We start from the raw sequence: 22,570 nt of genomic DNA, 5'->3' as shown, positions 1-22,570 counted from the left end.
CGCGCAGCGCGCGGGGGCGGCTTGCGGTTTTGCGGCGCGATGCCGACATGATGCCGATGAAACGGATCGTGCCCTTGCTGCTCGCCGCAGCGCTTCTTGTTCCGCCCGGCGGCGCCGCGTCGGCGCAGGTGATTATCGGGACGCAGCCCTCGCTGCTGCCGCCGCCCCCGGCGCCGCCGCCGCCGCCGCGGGTGTATGTTCCGGAGGTGCCGAAGCTCGACGCCCCGGCCCCCACTCCCCGGGCGCAACTGCCGAACCAGCGCCGCTCGTTCGGCGACCGCATCACCGATTGCCTCACCGACGGCAATGCGGCGCGGCTCTCGCCGAACGATCGCGCGGCCTATTCGCGCGGCTGCGCCAATCAGTAGACACTGATCCGGAGTTTGAGCGATGATGATCGGCATCTCTCCGTCATGGCCGGGCTTGTCCCGGCCATCCACGTCTTGCCGCGCAGCGAGGCCGAAGGCGTGGATGCCCGCGACAAGCGCGGGCATGACGTGGTGAAAGGATCTTGTCAGTTGCCGCTGGCTGCGAATGGACAACATCATGCGTGAACTGTTCGACGAGGTCGCCGGCAAGTCGATGCTCGATCCCGAGGAAGCGGTGCGGCGCACGACGCGTACTTCGCTGCCGAAGCGGTTCTACACTACGGCCGCGATCAGCGAGACGCCGGACGGCTTTGCGATCACGCTCGATGGAAGGCCGATCAGGACGCCGTCCCGCAACGCGCTCGCGGCGCCGAGCCGCGATCTCGCCGAAGCGATCGCCGCCGAATGGCAGGCGCAGCAGGAGCTGATCGATCCGACCACGATGCCGCTGACGCGTTTGGCCAACAGCGTGATCGACGGCGTGGTCGGCCGCATCGACGCGGTCACCGACGACGTCGCCAAGTACTTCGGCTCGGATCTCCTGTTCTATCGCGCCGGCCACCCGGAGGAACTGATCGCGCGCGAGGCGCAGCATTGGGACCCGGTGCTGTTCTGGGCCGCGGAGCAATTCGGCGCGCATTTCATCCTCGCCGAGGGCATCATCCATGTCGACCAGCCGGAATCCGCGATCGCCGCGGCGCGCGCTGCGCTGCCGCAGGATCCGTGGTCGGTCGGCGCGGCCCATGTGGTGACGACGATCACCGGCTCGGCGCTGCTGGCGCTGGCGCTGGCGCAGCGCCGGCTCGATCCCGAACAGGTCTGGGCCGCCGCGCATGTCGACGAGGACTGGAACATCGCGCGCTGGGGCCTCGACGACGAGGTCGCGGCGCGGCGTGCGGCGCGCGAGGTCGAGTTCCAGGCCGCGGCGCGGGTGCTGGCGGCGCTGTCGCCGCGCGCAATCGCGCCTGGAAGTTAACGAGGGGTTTACGGCCGTCGGATAGCTTGACCGGACACGCGCGGGGCGAAGTAATCTCGATGGCGATTTCGGTCAATCCGAACCTTCCGGTGATCGCCCTGCAGGGCGTGACCGCCGATGTCGCGCTGCAGCCCGGCACGGTGGTTCAGGCCAAAGTGCTGTCGATCCTCGACAACAACCAGGTCCGGATCGCGATCGGCGGCCAGACCGTCGACGCCACTGCGCAAATTCCGCTGCAAGCCGGGCAGACGCTGCAGGTCGCGGTGTCGCAGACCGATCAGGGCATCCGCCTCGCGGTGGTGAACCAGCCGGCGACGGCATCGGTCACGACCGCCAATCTCGCCGCGTCCAGCACCGCGCTCGACACCGTCACGCTCGCGCCGCAGGCGATCGTGCTCACCGCGCAAGCCGCACCCAGCATTGTGCCGTCGGCGAACGCGCTGACGCCGCAACAACTCACGGCGCTGACGACCGCGGCGCAGGTCGCCGCCACGCAGCAGACCGGGCTATCGGCGCTGTTCGCCAATCTCGACGCCGTCACCGATCTCGCCAGCCTGCCGCAGGCGGTGCGCGCGGCGGTCGAACAGGTGCTGGCGCAGCGCTCCAGTCTCACGCCGGCGCTGACCGGCGCGGACATCCAGCGCGCGTTCCAGCGGTCGGGGATCCTGCTCGAAGCGTCGCTGGCGAGTGCGCAGCCTCCGACCGCGGGCACCGATCTCAAGGCCGCGCTGATCGTGCTGCGCCAGGTGCTGAGCACCGCGCTCGGAAGCAATGCGACCGCCGCGCAGGCGGCGCCGACCGCCACGACGACGCCGTCACTTCAGATCGGGCAGGGCACGCAGCTACTTGCCCAGGCCGCGCTGCTCGCCGCGCAGACCGGGCTTTTGAACGCGACCGATCCAACGACCGCGCAGGCGACACCGTTTGCGGCCGCCGGCCTCGCGACAGCGACGCTCGCGACCTCGACCGCCGCGCCAGCAAGCGTTGCGACCGACGCGGCCGAGCAGGCGCTGATCCGGAACGTGATCAATCAGCTCACCAACGTCAACGCATCCTCGTCCGCTTCGAACCCGACGGCGTCGACCCAGACCACGGCCGCGACGCTGAGCGCATTGCAGGCGGCGATCCAGGCCAATCCGCAGGCGGCGGCGCTGCTCGCCAACACCGGCTTCGCCAACAACGCGCTGCTGCTGTCGCTGCTGCCGGCGGTGGCCGGCGGCGCGCGCACCGGCAAGGTCGACGACAACGCCATCGCGCGCACCAACACGCCGCCGCCGCCGATCGGCGGCGCGCTGCCCGCGGCGCAGCCGGTGATGCCGGCGAATCTCGATCCGCACGCGCCGCTCGACACCGCACTGCGCCGGATACTCACCGAGACCGAAGGTTCGCTGGCGCGGCAGACGTTGCTGCAGGTCGCCTCGCTGCCGGACCGCGCCGATCTCGCACAGGCAAAGCTCGATGCGCCGCAGCCGCGCTGGAGCTTCGAGATTCCGTTCACCACGCCGCACGGCACCGCGGTGGCGCAATTCGAAATCTCCCGCGACGGCGACGACGGCGAGACCGGCGCGGCCACGCACCGGGTGTGGCGGGCGCGGTTCTCGCTCGACGTCGAGCCCGCCGGTCCGGTCCACGCGCTGATCTCGCTGCAGGGCGAGAAGACCTCGGTGCGGATGTGGGCGGAGCGGCCGTCGACCGCGGCGCAACTACGCGCCGGCGCCTCGCAGCTCAGCGCCGCGCTGAGCCGCGCCGAACTGACGCCGGGCGACATCGTCATTCGCGACGGCGCGCCGACCGCGCCGCCGCCGGCTGCGGCCGGCCATTTCCTGGATCGCGCGCTGTGACCGTCGGCATCAAGAACCCGATCGCCGTCGCGCTGCACTACGATCACGACGGCGCGCCGCGCGTGGTCGCCAAGGGCAGGGGGACGATCGGCGCCAGGATCATCGAGGTCGCCAAAGAGCACGACGTTCCGATCGAGGAGAACGAAGTGCTGGCCGGCGCGCTGTCGCATGTCGAACTCGGCGACGAGATTCCCGAAGAGCTCTACAAGGCGGTCGCCGAAGTGCTGGTGTTCGTGCTGAAGCTGTCGGGCAGGGCGCCGCGCTGACTTCCTTCGTCATTGCGAGCGAAGCGAAGCAATCCAGCGCAGTGCATTGAGCCGCTGGATTGCTTCGTCGCTGCGCTCCTCGCAATGACGGTGAGGTTTTGGCTCGACGGCCATCGTTTCACCACGAGCCTCGCGCATCCTCCGCGCTTTATCCATCCTCGAGGACCATCCATTGCTCTCCCGCCGTTCCGCTCTCGGCCTCTGCGCCGCCGCCCTGCTACCCACCCCCCGGGCCTTTGCGGAAGTGGCGCCGCCGCGCAGCGAAATCCGCGCCAGCCTGGCCAAGCGCTTCGCCGATGAAGACACGGCAGGTACTTTCGTCGGCTACAGGACCGACGATTACTTGATCGTCGCCAGCGACGCGCAGCGCTCCGGCGAAGCGTTTCTGCCGGCGTCGACCTTCAAGGTGCCGAATTCGCTGATCGCGCTCGAGACCGGCGTCGTTTCCGATCCCGACAAGGACGTATTCAAGTGGGACGGCGTCACCCGCAGCATCGAGGCGTGGAATCGCGACCACACGCTGCGCAGCGCGATCGCGGTGTCGGCGGTGCCGGTGTATCAGGAGATCGCGCGCCGGATCGGTCCGGAGCGGATGCAGAAATACTTGGACCTGTTCGAGTATGGCAACCGCAACATCGGCGGCGGCATCGATCAGTTCTGGCTGACCGGCGATCTGCGGATCGACTGCATCCAGCAGATCGACTTCCTCGACCGGCTGCGCCGCCGCGTGCTGCCGATCTCGAAACGAAGCCAGGATCTGGTCGTCGACATCCTGCCGGTCACCAAGGTCGGCGACGCGGTGATCCGCGCCAAGACCGGGCTGCTCGGCGCCGAGAAGGGCCAGCCGTCGCTCGGCTGGCTGGTCGGCTGGGCCGAGAAGGGCGACCGTCAGACGGTGTTCGCGCTCAATCTCGACGCCCGCGAGCCGCGCCACGCCGACGCCCGGATGACGCTGGCGCAGCAGTGCCTGACGGATATCGGCGCGATCTGAGTGCTTAGTTCACTTCGGAGGTGACCGCTGCGGCCGGCTTGCGCTTGCCGATCCGGCCGAGATGGGTGTCGTGGAAGCTCGATCCGTATTTCAGGCCGTAGCCGAGCATGCGGTCGAATCCGATATGGGCGAACCAGATCAGCGCCAGCGTGCCGGCCAACGGCCACAGCACGAGGATGCCGCCGATCGCCAGCAGCAGCGGCGCGACCGTGGTGTGCAGCGCGTTGTAGACGATCGCGCCGATCCGCGGCCCGGCGAGATAGCCGAGGAAGCCGAGATCGGGCGCGAAGAACAGGATCGCGTACAGTTCCCAGGGCGCGTCCGAGATCAGATAGAACAGCGAGGCGCCGACGAACAGCGCCGCGCCTTCGGCGCGCATCAGCGACGCCACGCCGCCGCTCGCCGCGCCGGGATTGCTGGTTTCATGGGTGGCCTCGATCATGCGGTGCTCCTGCGCGGGACACGCGATATAGGGCGGTTCGCGCCGCAACGCCATCGCGCTTTCGCATTTGGCCGATGCAGTTTTGAAGGCGGTGGCGGGCCCGCATCCGCGGCCGGGCGCGACAGCCGGCCGGAACGCGCCGAAATGGCTATTCCGGCCGGGCGCAAAGGCCGTTTCCTCCGCCGAATAGCCCGTGCTAGAAGGCCTTGAATGTTGCGGCAAACCCGGGGCAAAGCTCGGGCACGCCATGCGGCGGGACAACGACATCAAGAAGCGCGGCTCAACCTCATGAAACACATCCTTGAAGCACTCGACGAACGCCGGGCGGCGGCCAAACTCGGCGGCGGCGAGAAGCGCATCGACGCGCAGCACGCGCGCGGGCGGCTCACCGCGCGCGAGCGCATCGATCTCTTGCTCGACAAGCATTCGTTCGAGGAGATGGACATGTTCGTCCAGCACCGCTCGACCGAATTCGGGATGGAGAAGACGAAAATTCCGGGTGACGGTGTGGTCACCGGCTGGGGCACCGTCAACGGCCGCAAGACATTCGTGTTCGCCAAGGACTTCACCGTGTTCGGCGGCTCGCTGTCGGAGACCCACGCCGCCAAGATCACCAAGATCCAGGACATGGCGCTGAAGGCCCGTGCGCCGATCATCGGCCTGTACGACGCCGGCGGCGCGCGCATCCAGGAGGGCGTCGCCGCGCTCGCCGGATATTCCTACGTGTTCCGCCGGGTGGTGCAGGCCTCCGGCGTGATCCCGCAGATCAGCGTCATCATGGGCCCCTGCGCCGGCGGCGATGTCTACGCCCCGGCGATGACCGACTTCATCTTCATGGTGAAGAACACCAGCTACATGTTCGTCACCGGCCCCGACGTGGTGAAGACCGTGACCAACGAGGTCGTCACGCCCGAAGAGCTCGGCGGCGCCTCCGTCCACGCCACCCGCTCCTCGATCGCCGACGGCGCGTTCGAGAACGACGTCGAGACGCTGCTGCAGATGCGCCGGCTGCTCGACTTCCTGCCGGCCAATTCGTCGGACGGCGTGCCGGAATGGCCGAGCTTCGACGACATCGAGCGCGAGGACTTCTCGCTCGATACGCTGATCCCGGACAATCCGAACAAGCCCTACGACATGAAGGAACTGATCCTGAAGGTCGTGGACGAGGGCGACTTCTTCGAATTGTCGGACGCCTTCGCCAAGAACATCATCACCGGCTTCGGCCGCATCGCCGGCCGCACCGTCGGCTTCGTCGCCAACCAGCCGATGGTGCTGGCGGGCGTGCTCGATAGCGACGCCTCGCGCAAGGCGGCGCGCTTCGTGCGGTTCTGCGACAGCTTCAACATCCCGATCGTCACCTTCGTCGACGTGCCGGGCTTCCTGCCGGGCACCGCGCAGGAATATGGCGGGCTGATCAAGCACGGCGCCAAGCTCTTGTTCGCGTTCTCGCAATGCACCGTACCGCTGGTGACGCTGATCACCCGCAAGGCCTATGGCGGCGCGTTCGACGTGATGGCCTCCAAGGAAATCGGCGCCGACATCAACTACGCCTGGCCGACCGCGCAGATCGCGGTGATGGGCGCCAAGGGCGCGGTCGAGATCATCTTCCGTCAGGACATGAACGATCCCGACAAGATCGCGGCCCGCACCAAGGAATACGAAGACCGCTTCCTGTCACCCTTCATCGCCGCCGAGCGCGGCTACATCGACGACGTCATCATGCCCCACGCGACACGGCGCCGGATCGCGCGCGCGCTGGCGATGCTGCGCGACAAGAAAATGGAAATCCCGGCGAAAAAGCACGACAACATGCCGTTGTAGCGGTCGATCGCTAGCGAAAGGCCGACCGAAGGAGGCAGGATGCCGACGGTTCTGCGCTGGGGGCCGTATCGCGCGTTCTTCTATTCGGCGGACAGCGCCGAACCCGCGCATGTCCATGTCCGCAACGGGGACATGGAAGCGAAGTTCTGGCTTCACGATCTGAGCATTGCCGTCAATGTCGGCTTTCGGCCGCACGAGATCGGCAGTATCATTCGTCACCTTCGAGCGCATCAACCAGACCTCATGGATGCCTGGAATGAGCACTTTGGAAATTGATGTCGGCGATCTGCGCGCGCAGGCGGTGGAATGCACGGCCACCGAACTGATCGTGACCCTGCGCGACGGGCGCAGGATCGCGACGCCGCTGGCCTGGTACCCGCGGCTCGACCGGGCGACGCCTGCGCAGCGCGCCAATTACGACATCATGCCGATGGGCATTCACTGGCCCGAGATCGACGAGGACCTGAGCATCGCGGGAATGTTGCAGGGAAAGCCGGCGCGCTCGAAGTGATGATGTTGTCCTGGCAGGCGTGTCCTGGATGTTCGAAGCGATATCAAGCTGCTGTGCTCCTGCATAACGCTGCGCTCATGCGGGTCAGCTCCGGCGGCTTGGAGCACTTCCTTTAAATCGCTGCGTGCCCTTTTTTGCTGGTGTGCCGCGCGCGGTATTTCCCGCGCTTCATCCGTCGTTAGTTGTAGCGCCGCCTCCGCAACTTCGCTGGAAATGTTCCGCGATCAGGCACAAGATCGCCGCGTGAGCGCAACGCCGCCGCGGCGTTTGTCGTCGCCTCCGATGGCGTAGGTGGCTCCGATTTTGAGACGAAACTGATTGCGCAACCCAGGAGGGCCGAACCATGCGTGCCCTGGTGATAGTAATCCTGATCGTCGCAGCGGCTTTGGCGGGGTGGCTGTATTTTCACGGCTCGTTCGACAGCTACCGGCAGAAGACCGGCGAGGCCTTCGTCCGGGTCGGCGATTTTCGCGCGGCGCATCTGCCGGCTGCGAATTATGCCGGGCACTATCTGCCTTACGGGCTGTTCGCGCTCCGGGCCTACGATCCGGCCGGAGGCGACGATTCGCCAAAGTTGAACGCGCTGGAGCGGCCGGCGCCGGACGATCCCGCGCGGAGCAGGATCACCGCCGAACTGCGCGACGGCTGGCTCGAGGGCTGGACGCTGATCGAGCAGGGCGAGGGGCCGTTGCCGTGTCCGGAGGGCGACGGGCAGTGCGGCGGCCGGGCGCTCGGCGGGCTCGGCTACAAGGTGTTCAGCTCGCAGGCGCATAACGAGATCGTCGTCGCGTTCCGCGGCACCGACTTCAAGGAGGCGCACGACTGGATCGCTAATCTGCGCTGGGTGACGCGGTTTCTGCCGTACTACGATCAGTACGCGCAGGTGCAGCGGCACATCGGGCCGATCCTCGACCGCGCGCTGGCGGCTCACGGGCAGCCCGATCCGACGATCGTCGCCACCGGGCATTCGCTCGGCGGCGGGTTGGCGCAGCAGGCGGCGTACAAGGACGGGCGGATTCGCTTCGTCTACGCGTTCGACCCATCGACCGTCACCGGCTATTACGACCCCGATGTGCCGGGCAGGGAGAATTCGGTCGGGCTGCTGATCGACCGGGTGTATCAGCGCGGCGAGGTGCTGGCCTATCTGCGGTTCCTGATGACGCAGCTCTATCCGGTGGCGGCGTTCAATCCGCAGATCCGCACCGTGCGGTTCAGCTTCGGCGCCGAGGGCGGCGTCGTCGCCAGGCACAATATGGCGGATCTCGCCGCCGGCCTGCTCGAAACCGCGGGAGCGCCGGAGGCGTGGGCGGCGCGCGCGTGCCCGCTGCCGAATGCGCCCGGCAGCGACCCCGGCGAGACCTGGATCTATCGCCTCGTCGACTGGATCAACCGGAAGTAATTGAACCGGCCGGCGACCGGCGGCGACCACGGTCGATCTGGTTGGCCCGACGCAGGCGGATGGCCGCTGATGACGGGCCGGCGGACGTTATTGAAACCGGCCTGGTTCTCAGGCACAGTTTCACCGCCCTTCCGCAGGTTTCCCCTCATGTATCGCAGCTTTGCCGCCGTCCTCGCCTTCGCCGCCGTGCTGGCGCCTCTCGTGCCGGCCCAGGCCCTGGAGCAGATGCTGCTGAAGCCGCCGAAAGGCTATAAGGTGGTGGCCGAGTCCAAGACCGATACGATGAGCACGGCGGTGATGGTCCCGGACGGCCAGAGCGTGGCGAACTGGACCGAGAAACTGACGACGCAGGTCCTGTTCAAGCAGGTCGAGCAGTCGCCCTCGGACTATCGTGCGCGGTCCGAGAAGGCGGCGGCAGCCGAATGCCCGGGCGCGACCTTCGCGACGATCAAGGACGGCACCGAGAACCTGTATCCGATGGTCACATGGACCGAGACGTGTCCGAAAGCGAAGGACGGCGGCAGGCCCCAAGTCGTCTGGTCGAAGGCCGTGCGGGGGCGCGAGAATTTCTATTTGTTGCAGAAGGCGCACCGCTTCGAGCCCAGCGCGAAGCAGCGCAAGGCGCTCGCCCGTTTGTTCGATGCGTCGAGAGTATGTGATACCCGCGTGGCCGGCCATCGCTGCAAACAGAAGTGAGCCGCGCGGTCGTCGTTAGGCGGCCTGCCTGCGATCGGGCGGGCAGCCGTCCTGTCCGAGTTGAAGAGTTTTTCGCGTGACGTCGCGTCCGCGCCGGGCCTATAACATCCGGGCTGACGGCCATCGCATCACGCGGCGAGTCGATATGACAATTCCGTGGCATCTTGTCGGGCTTGCCTTCCTGATCTGCCTGGCCGTCTCGGCGCCGGGCTTCCGGCGGGTCTATTACTTCGTCAGCCTTTGCTATGCCGGCGCCATTGCGGCGCAGAGCCTGGTGTTCTGGCTGGTGTTTCGCGACACGGTCGAGGGATGGACGCTGCTGCAGCTCGGCCTGCTGCTTGTCTACGGCATCCGGCTCGGCGGCTTCCTCGCGATCCGGGAGCGCCACCCCGTCTACGCGAAAGAGCTCGCAGGCGCGGAGCGGCGCACCGCCGGGGTGAAGCTTTGGCAGAAAATGGTGATCTGGCTCGGCGTCAGCCTGCTGTTCACGCTGCTGTTCCTGCCGGCGCTACTGACGCTGTCGTTGCAGGCGCAGGGCGCATGGCCGGCGTCGACGCCGCTCGGGGTGATGGTGATGGTCGCCGGCCTCGTCATCGAGAGCGTCGCGGACTGGCAGAAATATCGCTACAAGCAAGCCAACCCGACGCATTATTGCGACGTCGGGCTGTACCGCATGGTGCGCTGCCCGAATTATTTCGGCGAGATGCTGTTCTGGTTCGGCGTCTGGCTGTCTGGCCTGTCGGCCTATACGACGGTCGCGGCATGGCTGCTGGCGACGCTGGGCATGCTGTATATCGAAGCGCTGATGACGGCGGCCGCGGCCGGCCTGGAGCGCAAGCAGGACGAACGCTACGGCGCCGATCCGGACTATCAGGACTTTGTCCGGACCGTTCCGATCCTGTTTCCGGCCACCGCGATCTATTCGCTGCGCAAGCTGCGGCTTGCATTCCGCCAGCGGTGATTCGAAGCGTCGTGGGGGACTCATACGGCTAATCCGGCCGCACAGGAGGGCAGCGGGTACATTGCTGCACCCGCTGCCCGGTCGATCCGCCGATCAATGAATTGCTCGTCCGATTACTTGCTCGCGCCGGCGCCCGTTGGGGCCGCAGCGCTGCCCGATGGCGCCGCCAGCGGCGGCGTCGGCTGATCACGCGACGGCGCTGCGCCGGTGGTGGTGCCCGGCTGCGCATTGTTGCGCGGCGTGACGTCGCGCACTCCGGCCGGTGGCGCCGTCTGCGCTGCCTGACTGGCAGAGTTGTCCGGGCTGTTCTGCGTGGTGGAGATCGCCGGCGCGCCGGGGTCGGTGGCGGTCGAGTTCATGCCGTAGAATACGGCCGCAAACACCAGCACGATGGCGACAGCAAACGCCGCGATCCGGCCGCCGGTGGCGGGACCTTCCTGCAACTCGGGATCTGCCTGAAGCTCGGAATCGAGGCTTGATCGCGTGCGCGGATCGTCGGCCGGCATGGGGGGCTGATAGGGATCGTTCGGATTGCTTCGCGCCATGGATATCCTCCTTTCGACGTCCCTGAATCAATCCATCGCCGCGTGATCCGTTCCGCGTTTTCTCGGGCGATGTGTCCGGTGTCGGGACTGCCATGGATGCGGCTTGTTGCAGCGCACCGGACACGATCGTTCGCGGCGGGCCGCTTCCGCGACGTTATCTGCAAGGACACGCCGTAGCGAAAGGAACGAAACTGCGAAGATCGGAGTGACGGGCATCCGCCGTTTTTTGTGATGTGCCAACGGCATGAACCGGCATAGACTGATTCCAAGAAAGACCGCTCGAGCGGCCGGATGGTTGCGCGGTCCAACGCGTCATGAGGGCCGTATGGGAATCGACCAGGGACCGATCAGTCTCGACCAGAAATACACCCAGCATTCGGGACACATCTTCCTCACCGGCATTCAGGCGCTGGTGCGGCTGCCCATGGCGCAGGTCCGCCGCGACCGCGCCGCGGGTCTGAAGACCGCGGGCTTCGTCACCGGCTATCGCGGATCGCCGCTCGGCGGCTACGATCAGCAACTGATCGCGGCGCGGCGGCATCTCGAGCAATACAACGTCAAGTTTCAGCCCGGCGTGAACGAGGACCTCGCGGCCACCGCGATCTGGGGCACGCAGCAGCTCAATCTGTCGCCCGGCGCGCAATATGATGGCGTGACGGGGATCTGGTACGGCAAGGGCCCTGGCGTCGATCGCTGCGGCGACGTGTTCCGCCACGGCAATGCCGCGGGCTCGGCGAAGAACGGCGGTGTGCTGTGTCTGGCCGGCGACGATCACGGCGCCAAATCCTCGACGGTGCCGCATCAGTCCGACCACGCCTTCATCGCGGCGCTGATGCCGTATCTGTATCCGTCGTCGATCCACGAAATCATCGAGATGGGCCTGCTCGGCATCGCAATGTCGCGCTATTCCGGCTGCTGGGTCGGGATGAAGGTGATCACCGAGACGGTGGAGACCACCGCCGAGATCAACCTCGCCGACGAGATGACGCCGTTCGTGATCCCGAGCGATTTCGAGATGCCGCCGGGCGGCCTCAACCTGCGCTGGCCGGACGATCGCTACGAACAGGACCGCCGGCTGCAGGACTACAAGGGCTTCGCCGCGATCGCCTTCGCCCGCGCCAACAAGGTCAACCGCATCACCATGGATTCGCCGAATGCGCGGTTCGGCATCATGGCGTCCGGCAAGAGCTACGAGGACGTGCGCCAGGCGCTGCGCGAGCTCGGCATCGACGAGCAGGTGGCCGCGCGGATCGGTCTGCGGCTGTACAAGATCGGCATGCCGTGGCCGCTGGAGCCGGAAGGCGTGAGGGAATTCGCGCACGGGCTGGAGGAAATCTTCGTCGTCGAGGAGCGCCGCGAGATCGTCGAGAACCAGCTCAAGCAACAGCTGTTCAGCACCCCCGACCGGCCGCGGGTGATCGGCAAGATGGACGAGCACGAGCATCGCTTCCTGCCGTTCGCCCAGGAGCTGAGCGTCGCCAAGGTCGCGACCTCTCTGGTCGATCGATTGCTGGCGATGGAGATCGATCCGACCATCGCCGAGATGCTGCGCGCCAAGGCCGACTGGTTTCACGGCCGCGACGCGTCGCAGGTGCAGAACGTCGTGCCGATCGCGCGGACGCCGTATTTCTGCTCGGGCTGCCCGCACAACACCTCCACCAAGGTGCCGGAGGGCAGCCGCGCGCTCGCCGGCATCGGCTGTCACTTCATGTCGCTGTGGATGGACCGCAACACCGAGACGTTCACGCATATGGGCGGCGAGGGCGTGCCGTGGGTCGGCATCGCGCCGTTCACCGACGAGAAGCACATCTTCGCCAATCTCGGCGACGGCACCTATTTCCATTCCGGCTCGCTGGCGATCCGGCAGTCGATCGCCTCGAAGGCCAACATCACCTACAAGATCCTCTACAACGACGCGGTGGCGATGACCGGCGGCCAGCGCCACGACGGCGATCTGTCGCCGCAGCAGATCACCTATCAGCTCCATGCCGAAGGCATCCGCGCGATCTATCTGGTCTCGGAAACGCCCGACGCCTATCCGGCCGACAGCATCGCGCCGGGCACGCATCTGCGCCATCGCGACGAGCTCGACGCGGTGATGAAGGAGTGCCGGGAGATCGAGGGCGCCTCCGCGATCGTGTTCGTGCAGACCTGCGCCGCCGAGAAGCGCCGCCGCCGTAAAAGGGGGACGCTGGAGGACCCGCCGCGCCGGGTGATGATCAACGCCGCGGTGTGCGAAGGCTGCGGCGACTGCTCGGTGCAGTCGAACTGCATCTCGGTCGAGCCGCTGGAGACCGAACTCGGCCGCAAGCGCACGATCAATCAGTCGACCTGCAACAAGGATTACTCCTGCCTCAAGGGCTTCTGCCCATCCTTCGTCACCATCGACGGCGGCCAGTTGCGCAAGCGCGCGCCGGTCGATCTCGGCGGTCTCGGTGATCTGCCGGAGCCTTCGAGCCGACCCGGCCTCGACAAGCCGTACAACGTCGCGGTCGGCGGCGTCGGCGGCACCGGCGTGCTGACGATCGGCGCGCTGCTCGGCATGGCGGCGCATATCGAGGGCAAGGCCTCGATGATCCTCGACATGTCGGGGCTGGCGCAGAAGGGCGGCGCGGTGCTGAGCCACGTGCGCTTGTCGGACAAGCCCGAGGACGTCACCTGTTCGCGGATCGTCACCGGCACCGCCGACGTGCTGATCGTCGCCGACGAGGTGATGGCGATTTCCAAGGAGACGATCTCGCTGTGCGAGTCCGGCCGCACCCATGGCATCGTCAACACGCATCTGATCCCGATCGCCGATTTCATCCGCAATCGCGATTTCGACTTCCAGACCCGCAAGGTCAACAGCGTGCTGGCAGGCGCGCTGCGCAAGGATTCCGCGTTCCTGGATTTCACCAAGGCGGCGGAAACGCTGCTCGGGGATTCGATCGCCACCAATATGATGATGATGGGCTACGCCTATCAGCAGGGACTGCTGCCGCTGCGGGCGGCGTCGATCGAGCAGGCGATCGAGCTGAACGGCGTGTCGATCAAAATGAATACCCAGGCGTTCCATCTCGGCCGGCTCGCCGCCGCCGATCCGGCGCGGCTGGCGTCGCTGCTGCAGGGCGCGGATCGAACGGTCGCCGTGAAGACGCAAGGCGAGATGTCGCTCGACGAGATCATCGCGCATCGCACCGCGATGCTCACGGCCTATCAGGGCAAGCGGCTCGCCATGCGCTACAATGATCTGGTGGCGAAGGTTCGCGCCGCAGCGGACGCCGGCGGCTACGCAGAGGACTTGCCGCGCGCCGTGGCGATCAACTACGCCAAACTGCTGGCCTACAAGGACGAGTACGAGGTCGCGCGGCTGCTCAGCGACGACGGATTTGCGCAGAAGATCCGCGATCAGTTCGAAGGCGACTACAAGATCAGCTTCAACCTCGCGCCACCGATCCTGCCGGGCGTCGACGTCACCGGCCGGCCGAAGAAGCGGCAGTTCGGCGAGGGCATGCGGCCGGTGTTCCGGGTGCTGGCGAAGCTCAGCTTCCTGCGCGGCACGCCGCTCGACGTGTTCGGCTATCACCCCGAGCGCAAGCTGGAGCGCGAGCTGATCGCCGGATACGAGAAGGACGTCGGAACGGTGCTGGAGCAGCTCTCGCCGCGCACGATCGAAACCGCGGTCGAATTGCTGTCGCTGCCGGACCTCATTCGCGGCTACGGCCCGATCAAGGAAAAATCCGTGCAGGAAGTCAAACTCCGCTACGCGGAATTGATGCGCGAGCTCGCCAATCCACGTCCGGCGGCGCCGCGCCAGATCGCGGCCGAGTAGGGCGCGGCCTGAATTCGGGAGGTCGCCCGGATCGCGGTGCGCGTCCGGGCGATATGCTCAGCGGACCGGGGTTGCGGTCGGCGTGATGCGCCAGTCCTGGCCGCTGACATCATCGCATTTGGTGAGCCACGGCTGGTTGTTGGTGGCTCCGCCATTGAAGATGTCGAGGCACATGTTCTTGCCGCGGAACTGCGTCTTCAGCCGATATCCGTCGCCATCCGGCACCACTTGCCACATCTGGCCGGTGACGTCGTCGCATTTGGTGAGCCACGGCTGGTTGTTGGTCGGCCCGCCATTGATGATATCGAGACACATGTCCTTGCCGCGGAACTGTGTGGTCATCTTGTAGTAACCGTCGTCGGCAGGCGTGAACCGCCACAACTGGCCGGAGACGTTCTCCGCCGGCATCAGGTGAGTCAGGTTGTTCTTCGGTCCACCGTTGAACACGTCGAGCGCCAGGTCGGGGCCGCGGAAGTCGGTGGTGAGCCGGTGATAGACCCCGGTGTTCAATCCGGCCGCCGACGCGATCTGCGGTGCGAGCGAGGAACCGAGCAACAGGGCGAGCATGAGGCGTGCGTGGCGCATGTGTGCTTTCTATCCGAATCCGGATGGCGACGATGGGGTGAGCAGGGGAAAGGCCGGGGAAGGGCGGGTCGGTGCAACGGAAGTCGATCAGCCGAAACGATCGCCTGCTCGAGCTTCGGAGCAGTGGTTTCACCGCAGAACAAGGTCATAGAGGTAATACGCCCCGAGAAGCAATCGCCACGTGCTTCTCCGCGCCGCGGTTCCGGCCAGCGCGTCGTCGCGGCGGCGAGCGCAACGGGGCGGACGTCGGGCGGGTGCTACGCGCGCAAGCGACCGCGTCGCACATTCCTCGACACGGGATTGCGTGCGAAAACCGGCGCTTGCCAATCCGGCCGCGACGGGCGAAGACATCCGCAACGACAAACCAGCGGAGACTGTGTTGAGCATCAAAGGCAAGGCCTACCTCGCCGGGATCTATGAACATCCCACGCGCCACGCGCCGGACAAATCCATCGCGCAGCTGCACGCCGAAGTCGCCAAGGGCGCACTGGAAGATGCCGGGCTGACCCACAAGGACGTCGACGGCTATTTCTGCGCCGGCGATGCGCCCGGCGGGCTGTGGCCGATGGTCGACTATCTCGGCATCAAGCCGCGCCACGTCGATTCCACCGAAACCGGCGGCTGCTCCTACATCATCCATCTCGGCCATGCCGCGCAGGCGATCGCCGCCGGCAAATGCTCGATCGCGCTGATCACGCTGGCCGGCAAGCCCCGCACCGGCGCGATGCCGCCGCGCGCGCAGGGCGCCGAGGCCGATTTCGAGACCGCCTACGGGGCGACCACCCACAATGCCTATGGCATGTGCGCCATGCGCCACATGCACGATTACGGCACCACCAGCGAACAACTCGCCTGGATCAAGGTCGCGGCGTCGCATCACGCGCAGTACAACCCGCATGCCATGCTGAAGGACGTCGTCACGGTGGAGGACGTCATCAACTCGCCGATGATCTCCGACCCGCTGCACCGGATGGATTGCTGCGTCGTCAGCGATGGCGGTGGGGCGCTGATCGTGACCACGGAGGAGATCGCCAGGAGCCTGAAGAAGCCGCTGGTGCGCCTGATCGGCCATGGCGAGGCGATGAAGGGTCCGCGCGGCGGCAAGGATCTCGATCTCACTTATTCGGCCGGCGTCTGGTCCGGCCCGCGCGCGTTCGAGGAAGCCGGCATCACCCCGAAGGATATCAAATACGCCTCGATCTATGACAGCTTCACCATCACGGTGCTGATGCAGCTGGAGGATCTCGGGTTTTGCAAGAAGGGCGACGGCGGCAAATTCGTCGCCGACGGCAACCTGATTTCCGGCGTCGGCAAGCTGCCGTTCAACACCGATGGCGGCGGGCTGTGCAGCAATCATCCGGTGAACCGCGGCGGGATGACCAAGATTCTTGAAGCCGTGCGCCAGCTACGCGGCGAAGCGCATCCCAAGGTGCAGGTGCCGAACTGCGACCTCGCCTTGGCGCACGGCACCGGCGGCATGCTCGGCATCCGCCACGCCGCATCGACCTGCATTCTGGAGCGCGTGTGATGAACAGCCCCGTGAAATATCCCGCGCCGCAAGGCAATCCGGAAACGAAGGCTTTCTGGGATGCGGCGAGCGAAGGCAAGCTGCTGATCAAGCGTTGCCAGGCATGCGGCGAGGCGCACTACTTTCCGCGCGCGCTGTGCCCGTTCTGCTTCTCGGACCAGACGGTGTGGGAAGAGAGCAAGGGCGAAGGCGAGATCTACAGCTACAGTCACATGCGAAAATCCGCGACCGGCCCTTACGCCATCGGCTACGTCACGCTGAAGGAAGGCCCGTCGGTGCTGACCAATTTCGTCGACTGCGATTTCGCCACGCTGAAGATCGGGCAGAAGGTCAAGGTGGTGTTCAAGCCGAGCGACGGCGGCGCACCGCTGCCGTTCTTCACAGTGGTCTGATTACTTCCCTCTCCCCTTGTGGGAGAGGGTGCCTGTGCGCAGCACAGGCGGGTGAGGGGTCAAGCGCGCGATGCCGCTTCCCCTCACCGGACTGCAATCGGTGCGACGTCAGTGCAGCCCTCTCCCACAAGGGGAGAGGGCGCAGTCGCAAGCGTAACACTAATAACAACAATGGAGAAGCCGATGTCGGCCCGTTACGACGAACTGATGGCCCTGAAGACGACGGGGCAGAACTACGCCTACACCGATCGCGACGTGATGCTTTACGCTTATGGCATCGGCCTCGGCGCCGATCCGATGGACGAGCGTGAACTCGCCTTCGTCAACGAGGCGACCTACACCGAGCGGCCGCTGAAAGTGGTGCCGACCTTCGCCTCGGTCGCGGCGTGGGGCGCTGGCCCCGGCGAGATGAATCTCAACCGCCTGCTGGTGGTCGACGGCGAGCGCGACATCACCTTTCACCGGCCGATGCCGGTGGCGGCCAAGATCACCGCGGATTCCAGCGTGCTGGCGGTCTACGACAAGGGCAAGGACAAGGGTGTGGTGATCCGTCACCAGACCATCCTGCGCGACGAAGCCGGCGCCGAACTGGCGACGCTGCTGGCGTCCCGCTTCGCCCGCGGCGACGGCGGCTTCGGCGGCCCGGCGCTGGAGCAGCCCGAGCCGCACAAGATGCCGGACCGCGCGCCGGATCGCACGATCGACATCACCACGCGGCCGGATCAGGCGCTGATCTATCGGCTGTGTGGCGACCGCAACCCGCTGCATTCCGATCCGGAGTTCGCCAAGAAGGCCGGCTTCCCGCGGCCGATCCTGCACGGCATGTGCACCTATGGCATCACCTGCCGCGGCGTGCTGCAGACCTACGCGGACTACGATGCCTCGGCGTTCCGGCAGCACGCCGTGCGGTTCTCGTCGCCGGTGTATCCGGGCGAGACCGTCACGATGGATTTGTGGAAGGACGGCAATGTGGTTTCGTTCGAGGCCAGGGTGAAGGCGCGCGACGTCACCGTCATCAAGAGCGGCAGGAGCGTGCTGGGCTAGGCAAACTCGCCGCCACAGAATCCAGTTCCCACCTCGATGCAATGTCCTGGTTCCCGGATTGTCGGCGGGACACGGCCATGCGAGGGCGGGGGGGATTTTGGCCGGGGATGATGTTATCGAGTGGTCGATTGGATTGAATTTCGGCCACGACTGGATAAAGGCTGCCCCGATGAAGCTGACCCCCGACGCCGCAGGCACTTTCGCCATCGCTCCGACGCCGTTCCATCCGGACGGCAAGATCGACGAAACCTCGATCGACCGGCTGACCGACTTCTACGCCGAGGTCGGTTGCGAAGGCGTCACGGTGCTCGGCATTCTCGGCGAAGCGCCGAAGCTCGATGCCGCCGAGGCGGAAGCCGTGGCTGTGCGGTTCGTCAAGCGCGCCACGTCGATGCAGGTGATCGTCGGGGTGTCGGCGCCGGGCTTCGCCACGATGCGTACGCTGGCGCGCACTTCGATGGATGCCGGCGCCGCCGGCGTGATGATCGCGCCGCCGCCGAGCCTGCGGACCGACGAGCAGATCACCGGCTATTTCCGTCAGGCCATCAAGGCGATCGGCGACGATATTCCGTGGGTGCTGCAGGACTATCCGTTGACGCTGTCAGTGGTGATGACGCCCGACGTGATCCGGCGGATCGTGATGGAGAACCCGTCCTGCGTGATGCTGAAGCACGAGGACTGGCCGGGGCTGGAGAAGATCACCAGATTGCGCGCGTATCAGAAGGACGGCTCGCTGCGGCCGTTGTCGATCCTGACCGGCAATGGCGGGCTGTTCCTCGATTTCGAGATGGAGCGCGGCGCCGACGGCGCGATGACCGGCTATTGCTTCCCGGACATGCTGGTCGACGTCGTCAAGCTGTCGAAGGCGGGACAGCGCGATCTCGCGCACAACCTGTTCGACGCGCATCTGCCGCTGATCCGCTACGAGCAGCAGCAAGGCGTCGGGCTCGCCGTGCGCAAATACGTGCTGAAGAAGCGCGGCATCATCGCCTCGTCGGCGCAGCGCAAGCCCGGCTCGGTGATGAGCGAGACCGCGCGCGAGGAGGTCGACTATCTGCTGTCGCGGCTCGCCCGAATCGACAAGCGCGCCGATCTCGAATTGCATTCCAACGCGGCGGAGTAGGGCGATGTCGAGCGAAACGGCGGTGGCGCGTCCCGCATCCACCATCATGCTGCTGCGCGATCGGCCGGACGGCTTCGACGTCTTCATGATGGTGCGGCACTATCAGATCGAGTTCGCCTCCGGCGCGCTGGTCTTCCCGGGCGGCAGCGTCGATCCCGGCGATCGCGAGATCATCGGGCAGCCGGAGCTGTATTGCTGCGCGGAGGCCGAAGACGCGCCGGCGCTGGACTTCCGGATCGCTGCGATCCGCGAGACCTTCGAGGAAAGCGGCATCCTGCTGGCGCGCCCGCGCGGCGCAGATCAGCTCGTCGCGGCCTCGCGTGCCGCCGAGATCGAGGCGGCGCACCGCACCGCGCTGTGCGAGCACAAGATCACGTTCTCGCAGATCCTCGCCGACAACGCTCTGGTGCTGGCGCTCGATCTGCTGGTGCCCTATGCGCACTGGATCACGCCGGAGAAGCTGCCGAAGCGCTTCGACACCTGGTTCTTCCTCGCCGAGGCGCCGCCCGAACAGCTCGGCATGCACGACGGCAAGGAGTCGACCGATTCGGTCTGGCTGTCGCCGCAGGAGGCGCTCGACGGCGGCGCGAACGGACGCTTCACCCTGCCGTTTCCGACCACGCGCAACCTGATCCGGCTCGGCAAGCAGCCGAACGTCCGGCAGGCGCTCGACGAATGCCGCGGCAAACCGGTGGTCTCGGTGATGCCGATCATGGGGCGGGACGGCGACAAGCGAACGCTGCGGATTCCGGCCGAAGCCGGCTACGACGGCGACGTGTTCGAATTCACCGGCAGTTAGTTCACGCCGCTTCGCGCGCTGCGCTGCGGCGAACGCGCGCTGCGGCGCGTCATGCGATACAACTTGTAGCACGTGCGTCCTTGGTTGACGCTGGCATCAACGCGCGCAACACTCCCGGCCAGGCCCGCCAGAGGCCATAGGGAGCGAAGCATGAAACAGCCTGCCGTTTCGGTGTGGTTTGCGCGCCGATTCCTCCGCGACAACGCGAAACCACGATCCGCAAAGAGAGACCTGAAAGTCGGTGCCGCCGCGCTCATCGCCGCGGCACTGTTTCATGGCGGCGCCTTCGCGCAGAATGCGAAGGGCTCCGCCGATCACATCCGCGCCGCGACCGGCGCGATCGACGGCGCCGCGATCATCGCCAACGCCAAGACCACCAATGATTGGCCGAGCTATGGGCTCGACTACGCGGAGACGCGGTTCAGCAAGCTCGACCAGATCAATGCCGGCAACGTCAAATCGCTCGGCCTGCAATGGAGCTACAATCTCGGCTCGGACCGCGGCGTCGAGGCGACGCCGCTGGTGGTCGACGGCATCATGTATGTCACCGCGTCGTGGAGCGTGGTGCACGCCGTCGACGTGCGGACCGGCAAGAAGATCTGGACCTACGATCCGGGCGTTACCCGCGAGAGCGGCTACAAGGGCTGTTGCGACGTCGTCAACCGCGGCGTCGCGCTGCACAAGGGCAAGGTGTTCGTCGGCGCCTATGACGGCCGCCTCATCGCGCTGGATGCTGCGACCGGCAAGGTGGTCTGGGAAAAGGACACGCTGATCGATCACGACCATTCCTACACCATCACCGGCGCGCCACGGGTGTTCAAGGGCAAGGTGGTGATCGGCAATGGCGGCGCCGAATACGGCGCGCGCGGCTACGTCACCGCCTACGATGCCGAGACCGGCAACCAGGCGTGGCGCTGGTTCACGGTGCCGGGCGATCCGTCGAAGCCTTTCGAAGACGCCTCGATGGAGGCGGCGGCCAAGACCTGGGATCCGGCCGGCAAATGGTGGGTCAATGGCGGCGGCGGCACCGCGTGGGACACCATCACCTTCGATCCGGACCTCAACATGGTCTATATCGGCACCGGCAACGGCTCGCCCTGGGCCCGGCACCTGCGCAGCCCGTCCGGCGGCGACAATCTTTATCTAGGCTCGATCGTGGCGCTGAACGCCGACACCGGGAAATACATCTGGCACTATCAGGAGACGCCCGGCGACAATTGGGACTACACCTCGACCCAGCCGATGATCCTGGCGGATCTCACCATCGACGGCCAGCCGCGCAAGGTGGTGCTGCACGCGCCGAAGAACGGCTTCTTCTTCGTGATCGACCGCACCAACGGCAAGTTCATCTCGGCGAAGAACTTCGTCGAGGTGAACTGGGCGACCGGCTACGACGCCAACGGCCGGCCGATCGAGAATCCGGAAGCGCGCGACCCGACCAAATCGTTCGACAGCATTCCCGGGCCGTATGGCGCGCACAACTGGCACCCGATGTCGTTCAATCCGCAGACCGGGCTGGTGTATCTGCCGGCGCAAGGCGTGCCGTTGAACCTCACCGGCGAGAAGGCGATGGCTCACAACAAGACCGAACCGCTGAAGTTCGGCAGCGCCACCGGCTGGAACGTCGGCTTCACGCTGAACGCGGTGCCGCCGAAGAACCTGCCGTTCGGCCGCCTGCTGGCGTGGGACCCGGTGCAACAGAAGGAAGTCTGGCGCGCGGAATATGTGGCGCCGTGGAACGGCGGCACGCTCACCACCGCGGGCAATCTGGTCTTCCAGGGCACCGCCGACGGTCGCTTCGTCGCCTACAACGCCAAGACCGGCGAGAAGCTGTGGGAGAGCCCGCTCGGTACCGGCGCGGTGGCGGCGCCGGCCACCTACATGGTCGACGGCGTGCAATACGTCTCGATCGCGGTCGGCTGGGGCGGCGTGTTCGGCATCAGCCAGCGCGCCACGGAGAAGGAAGCGCCGGGCACGGTCTACACCTTCGCGGTCGGCGGCAAGGCGCCGATGCCCGAATTCACCAAGTATCAGATGGGCAATCTGCTGACCGGGATCGAGTATGATCCCAAGGACGTGCCGGAGGGCACCGCGATCTATGTCGCGGCCTGCGCCACCTGCCATGGCGTGCCGGGCGTCGACCGCGGCGGCAACGTCAAGAATCTCGGCTATAGCTCGACCGAGAATATCGCCAATCTGAAGGACATCGTGTTCAGGGGCCCGCACCGCGACAAGGGCATGCCGGACTTCTCCGGCAAGCTCACCGAGGCGGACGTGGTCAAGATCCAGGCCTTCATCCAGGGCACAGCGGACGCCATCCGGCCCAAGAAGTAGCGGCGGCCCGACGACTGGCGCCGGCGGACCCTGGACCAGGCGCTTCCCGATCCAGGGTCCGCGACGGCGGGGACCAGTGACCTGCAGGGGGCGGGCGGCGCGGCAGCCCGCGGAAGGACATTGTTGCCGGCCGGGCG

The 22,570-nt window shown here is 66.4% G+C and carries 20 protein-coding genes and 1 pseudogene; 18 read left to right on the top strand and 3 right to left on the bottom strand.

Annotated elements, in window-relative coordinates; translation table 11 throughout:
* Window positions 1-47: 47 nt before the first annotated feature.
* From ACTZWT_RS06830 to blaOXA, 5 genes and pseudogenes are all read left to right on the top strand, one after another.
* Complete coding sequence (locus ACTZWT_RS06830; protein WP_444768927.1) at window positions 48-368, top strand: hypothetical protein; 321 nt, start codon at window positions 48-50, stop codon at window positions 366-368.
* A gap of 178 nt (window positions 369-546) precedes the next feature.
* Complete coding sequence (locus ACTZWT_RS06825) at window positions 547-1,344, top strand: ATP12 family chaperone protein (protein ID WP_444768926.1); 798 nt, start codon at window positions 547-549, stop codon at window positions 1,342-1,344.
* Between the two features lie 59 nt (window positions 1,345-1,403).
* Window positions 1,404-3,125, top strand: a pseudogene (fliK, locus tag ACTZWT_RS06820) (flagellar hook-length control protein FliK); the annotation flags it as partial.
* Window positions 3,017-3,451 (top strand): EscU/YscU/HrcU family type III secretion system export apparatus switch protein, encoded by a 435-nt coding sequence (locus ACTZWT_RS06815; RefSeq protein WP_444768925.1) that lies wholly within the window; start codon window positions 3,017-3,019, stop codon window positions 3,449-3,451. The pseudogene fliK and the gene ACTZWT_RS06815, both read left to right, overlap by 109 nt.
* A 172-nt stretch (window positions 3,452-3,623) precedes the next feature.
* Window positions 3,624-4,442 (top strand): class D beta-lactamase, encoded by an 819-nt coding sequence (blaOXA, locus tag ACTZWT_RS06810; RefSeq protein ID WP_444768924.1) that lies wholly within the window; start codon window positions 3,624-3,626, stop codon window positions 4,440-4,442.
* A 4-nt stretch (window positions 4,443-4,446) separates the two neighbouring features.
* On the opposite strand, the gene ACTZWT_RS06805 is transcribed toward blaOXA, so the two are convergent.
* The gene (locus tag ACTZWT_RS06805; protein WP_444768923.1) at window positions 4,447-4,884 is read right to left on the bottom strand and encodes a DUF4260 domain-containing protein; all 438 of its coding nucleotides are present in this window, start codon (window positions 4,882-4,884) and stop codon (window positions 4,447-4,449) included.
* 288 nt (window positions 4,885-5,172) lie between these two features.
* On the opposite strand from ACTZWT_RS06805, the gene ACTZWT_RS06800 reads away from it, so the two are divergent.
* The 6 genes from ACTZWT_RS06800 (at window position 5,173) to ACTZWT_RS06775 (ending at window position 10,272) form a co-directional block, all read left to right on the top strand.
* Window positions 5,173-6,705 (top strand): acyl-CoA carboxylase subunit beta, encoded by a 1,533-nt coding sequence (locus ACTZWT_RS06800; protein ID WP_444768922.1) that lies wholly within the window; start codon window positions 5,173-5,175, stop codon window positions 6,703-6,705.
* Window positions 6,706-6,744: 39 nt separating this feature from the next.
* Window positions 6,745-6,981, top strand: a complete 237-nt coding sequence (locus ACTZWT_RS06795; protein ID WP_444768921.1) for a DUF4160 domain-containing protein — start codon at window positions 6,745-6,747, stop codon at window positions 6,979-6,981.
* A complete protein-coding gene (locus tag ACTZWT_RS06790; RefSeq protein ID WP_444768920.1) occupies window positions 6,962-7,216 on the top strand; it encodes a DUF2442 domain-containing protein in 255 nt (84 codons plus the stop codon). Before ACTZWT_RS06795 ends, ACTZWT_RS06790 begins: the two co-directional genes overlap by 20 nt.
* A 343-nt stretch (window positions 7,217-7,559) precedes the next feature.
* Window positions 7,560-8,615 (top strand): lipase family protein, encoded by a 1,056-nt coding sequence (locus tag ACTZWT_RS06785; protein ID WP_444768919.1) that lies wholly within the window; start codon window positions 7,560-7,562, stop codon window positions 8,613-8,615.
* Between the two features lie 69 nt (window positions 8,616-8,684).
* Window positions 8,685-9,311: a hypothetical protein gene (locus ACTZWT_RS06780; protein ID WP_444768918.1), complete on the top strand. Its 627-nt coding sequence runs from the start codon at window positions 8,685-8,687 to the stop codon at window positions 9,309-9,311.
* Window positions 9,312-9,456: 145 nt separating this feature from the next.
* Window positions 9,457-10,272 carry a DUF1295 domain-containing protein gene (locus ACTZWT_RS06775; protein WP_444768917.1) on the top strand — a complete coding sequence of 272 codons (816 nt, stop codon included), beginning with the start codon at window positions 9,457-9,459 and terminating at the stop codon, window positions 10,270-10,272.
* A 113-nt stretch (window positions 10,273-10,385) separates the two neighbouring features.
* Here the strand turns inward: ACTZWT_RS06775 and ACTZWT_RS06770 are convergent, their stop codons facing one another.
* A complete protein-coding gene (locus ACTZWT_RS06770; protein WP_444768916.1) occupies window positions 10,386-10,817 on the bottom strand; it encodes a hypothetical protein in 432 nt (143 codons plus the stop codon).
* A 325-nt stretch (window positions 10,818-11,142) separates the two neighbouring features.
* Between ACTZWT_RS06770 and ACTZWT_RS06765 the strand changes: the two genes are divergently transcribed.
* On the top strand, window positions 11,143-14,628 hold the full coding sequence (locus ACTZWT_RS06765) for an indolepyruvate ferredoxin oxidoreductase family protein (protein ID WP_444768915.1): 3,486 nt from the start codon (window positions 11,143-11,145) through the stop codon (window positions 14,626-14,628).
* 57 nt (window positions 14,629-14,685) lie between these two features.
* Here the strand turns inward: ACTZWT_RS06765 and ACTZWT_RS06760 are convergent, their stop codons facing one another.
* Complete coding sequence (locus ACTZWT_RS06760) at window positions 14,686-15,213, bottom strand: RICIN domain-containing protein (protein ID WP_444768914.1); 528 nt, start codon at window positions 15,211-15,213, stop codon at window positions 14,686-14,688.
* Between the two features lie 379 nt (window positions 15,214-15,592).
* Here ACTZWT_RS06760 and ACTZWT_RS06755 point away from each other — a divergent pair, with 379 nt between their 5' ends.
* The 6 genes from ACTZWT_RS06755 (at window position 15,593) to ACTZWT_RS06730 (ending at window position 22,433) form a co-directional block, all read left to right on the top strand.
* Window positions 15,593-16,741, top strand: coding sequence for a thiolase domain-containing protein (locus ACTZWT_RS06755; RefSeq protein ID WP_444768913.1), 1,149 nt, complete (start codon window positions 15,593-15,595; stop codon window positions 16,739-16,741).
* A complete protein-coding gene (locus tag ACTZWT_RS06750; protein ID WP_444768912.1) occupies window positions 16,741-17,133 on the top strand; it encodes a Zn-ribbon domain-containing OB-fold protein in 393 nt (130 codons plus the stop codon). The genes ACTZWT_RS06755 and ACTZWT_RS06750 overlap by 1 nt, the downstream gene beginning before the upstream one ends.
* A 183-nt stretch (window positions 17,134-17,316) precedes the next feature.
* The gene (locus tag ACTZWT_RS06745; RefSeq protein WP_444768911.1) at window positions 17,317-18,177 is read left to right on the top strand and encodes a MaoC/PaaZ C-terminal domain-containing protein; all 861 of its coding nucleotides are present in this window, start codon (window positions 17,317-17,319) and stop codon (window positions 18,175-18,177) included.
* Window positions 18,178-18,346: 169 nt separating this feature from the next.
* Window positions 18,347-19,300 carry a dihydrodipicolinate synthase family protein gene (locus ACTZWT_RS06740; protein ID WP_444768910.1) on the top strand — a complete coding sequence of 318 codons (954 nt, stop codon included), beginning with the start codon at window positions 18,347-18,349 and terminating at the stop codon, window positions 19,298-19,300.
* A gap of 4 nt (window positions 19,301-19,304) precedes the next feature.
* Window positions 19,305-20,099, top strand: coding sequence for an NUDIX hydrolase (locus tag ACTZWT_RS06735; protein WP_444768909.1), 795 nt, complete (start codon window positions 19,305-19,307; stop codon window positions 20,097-20,099).
* Window positions 20,100-20,249: 150 nt separating this feature from the next.
* Window positions 20,250-22,433, top strand: coding sequence for a PQQ-dependent dehydrogenase, methanol/ethanol family (locus tag ACTZWT_RS06730; protein WP_444768908.1), 2,184 nt, complete (start codon window positions 20,250-20,252; stop codon window positions 22,431-22,433).
* Window positions 22,434-22,570 lie beyond the last annotated feature (137 nt).

The sequence above is a fragment of the Rhodopseudomonas sp. NSM genome, from assembly GCF_052445935.1.
Taxonomy (GTDB): domain Bacteria; phylum Pseudomonadota; class Alphaproteobacteria; order Rhizobiales; family Xanthobacteraceae; genus Rhodopseudomonas.
Note: the sequence above shows the minus strand (reverse complement) of the source record. Positions and strands in the feature narration are given on the sequence as shown.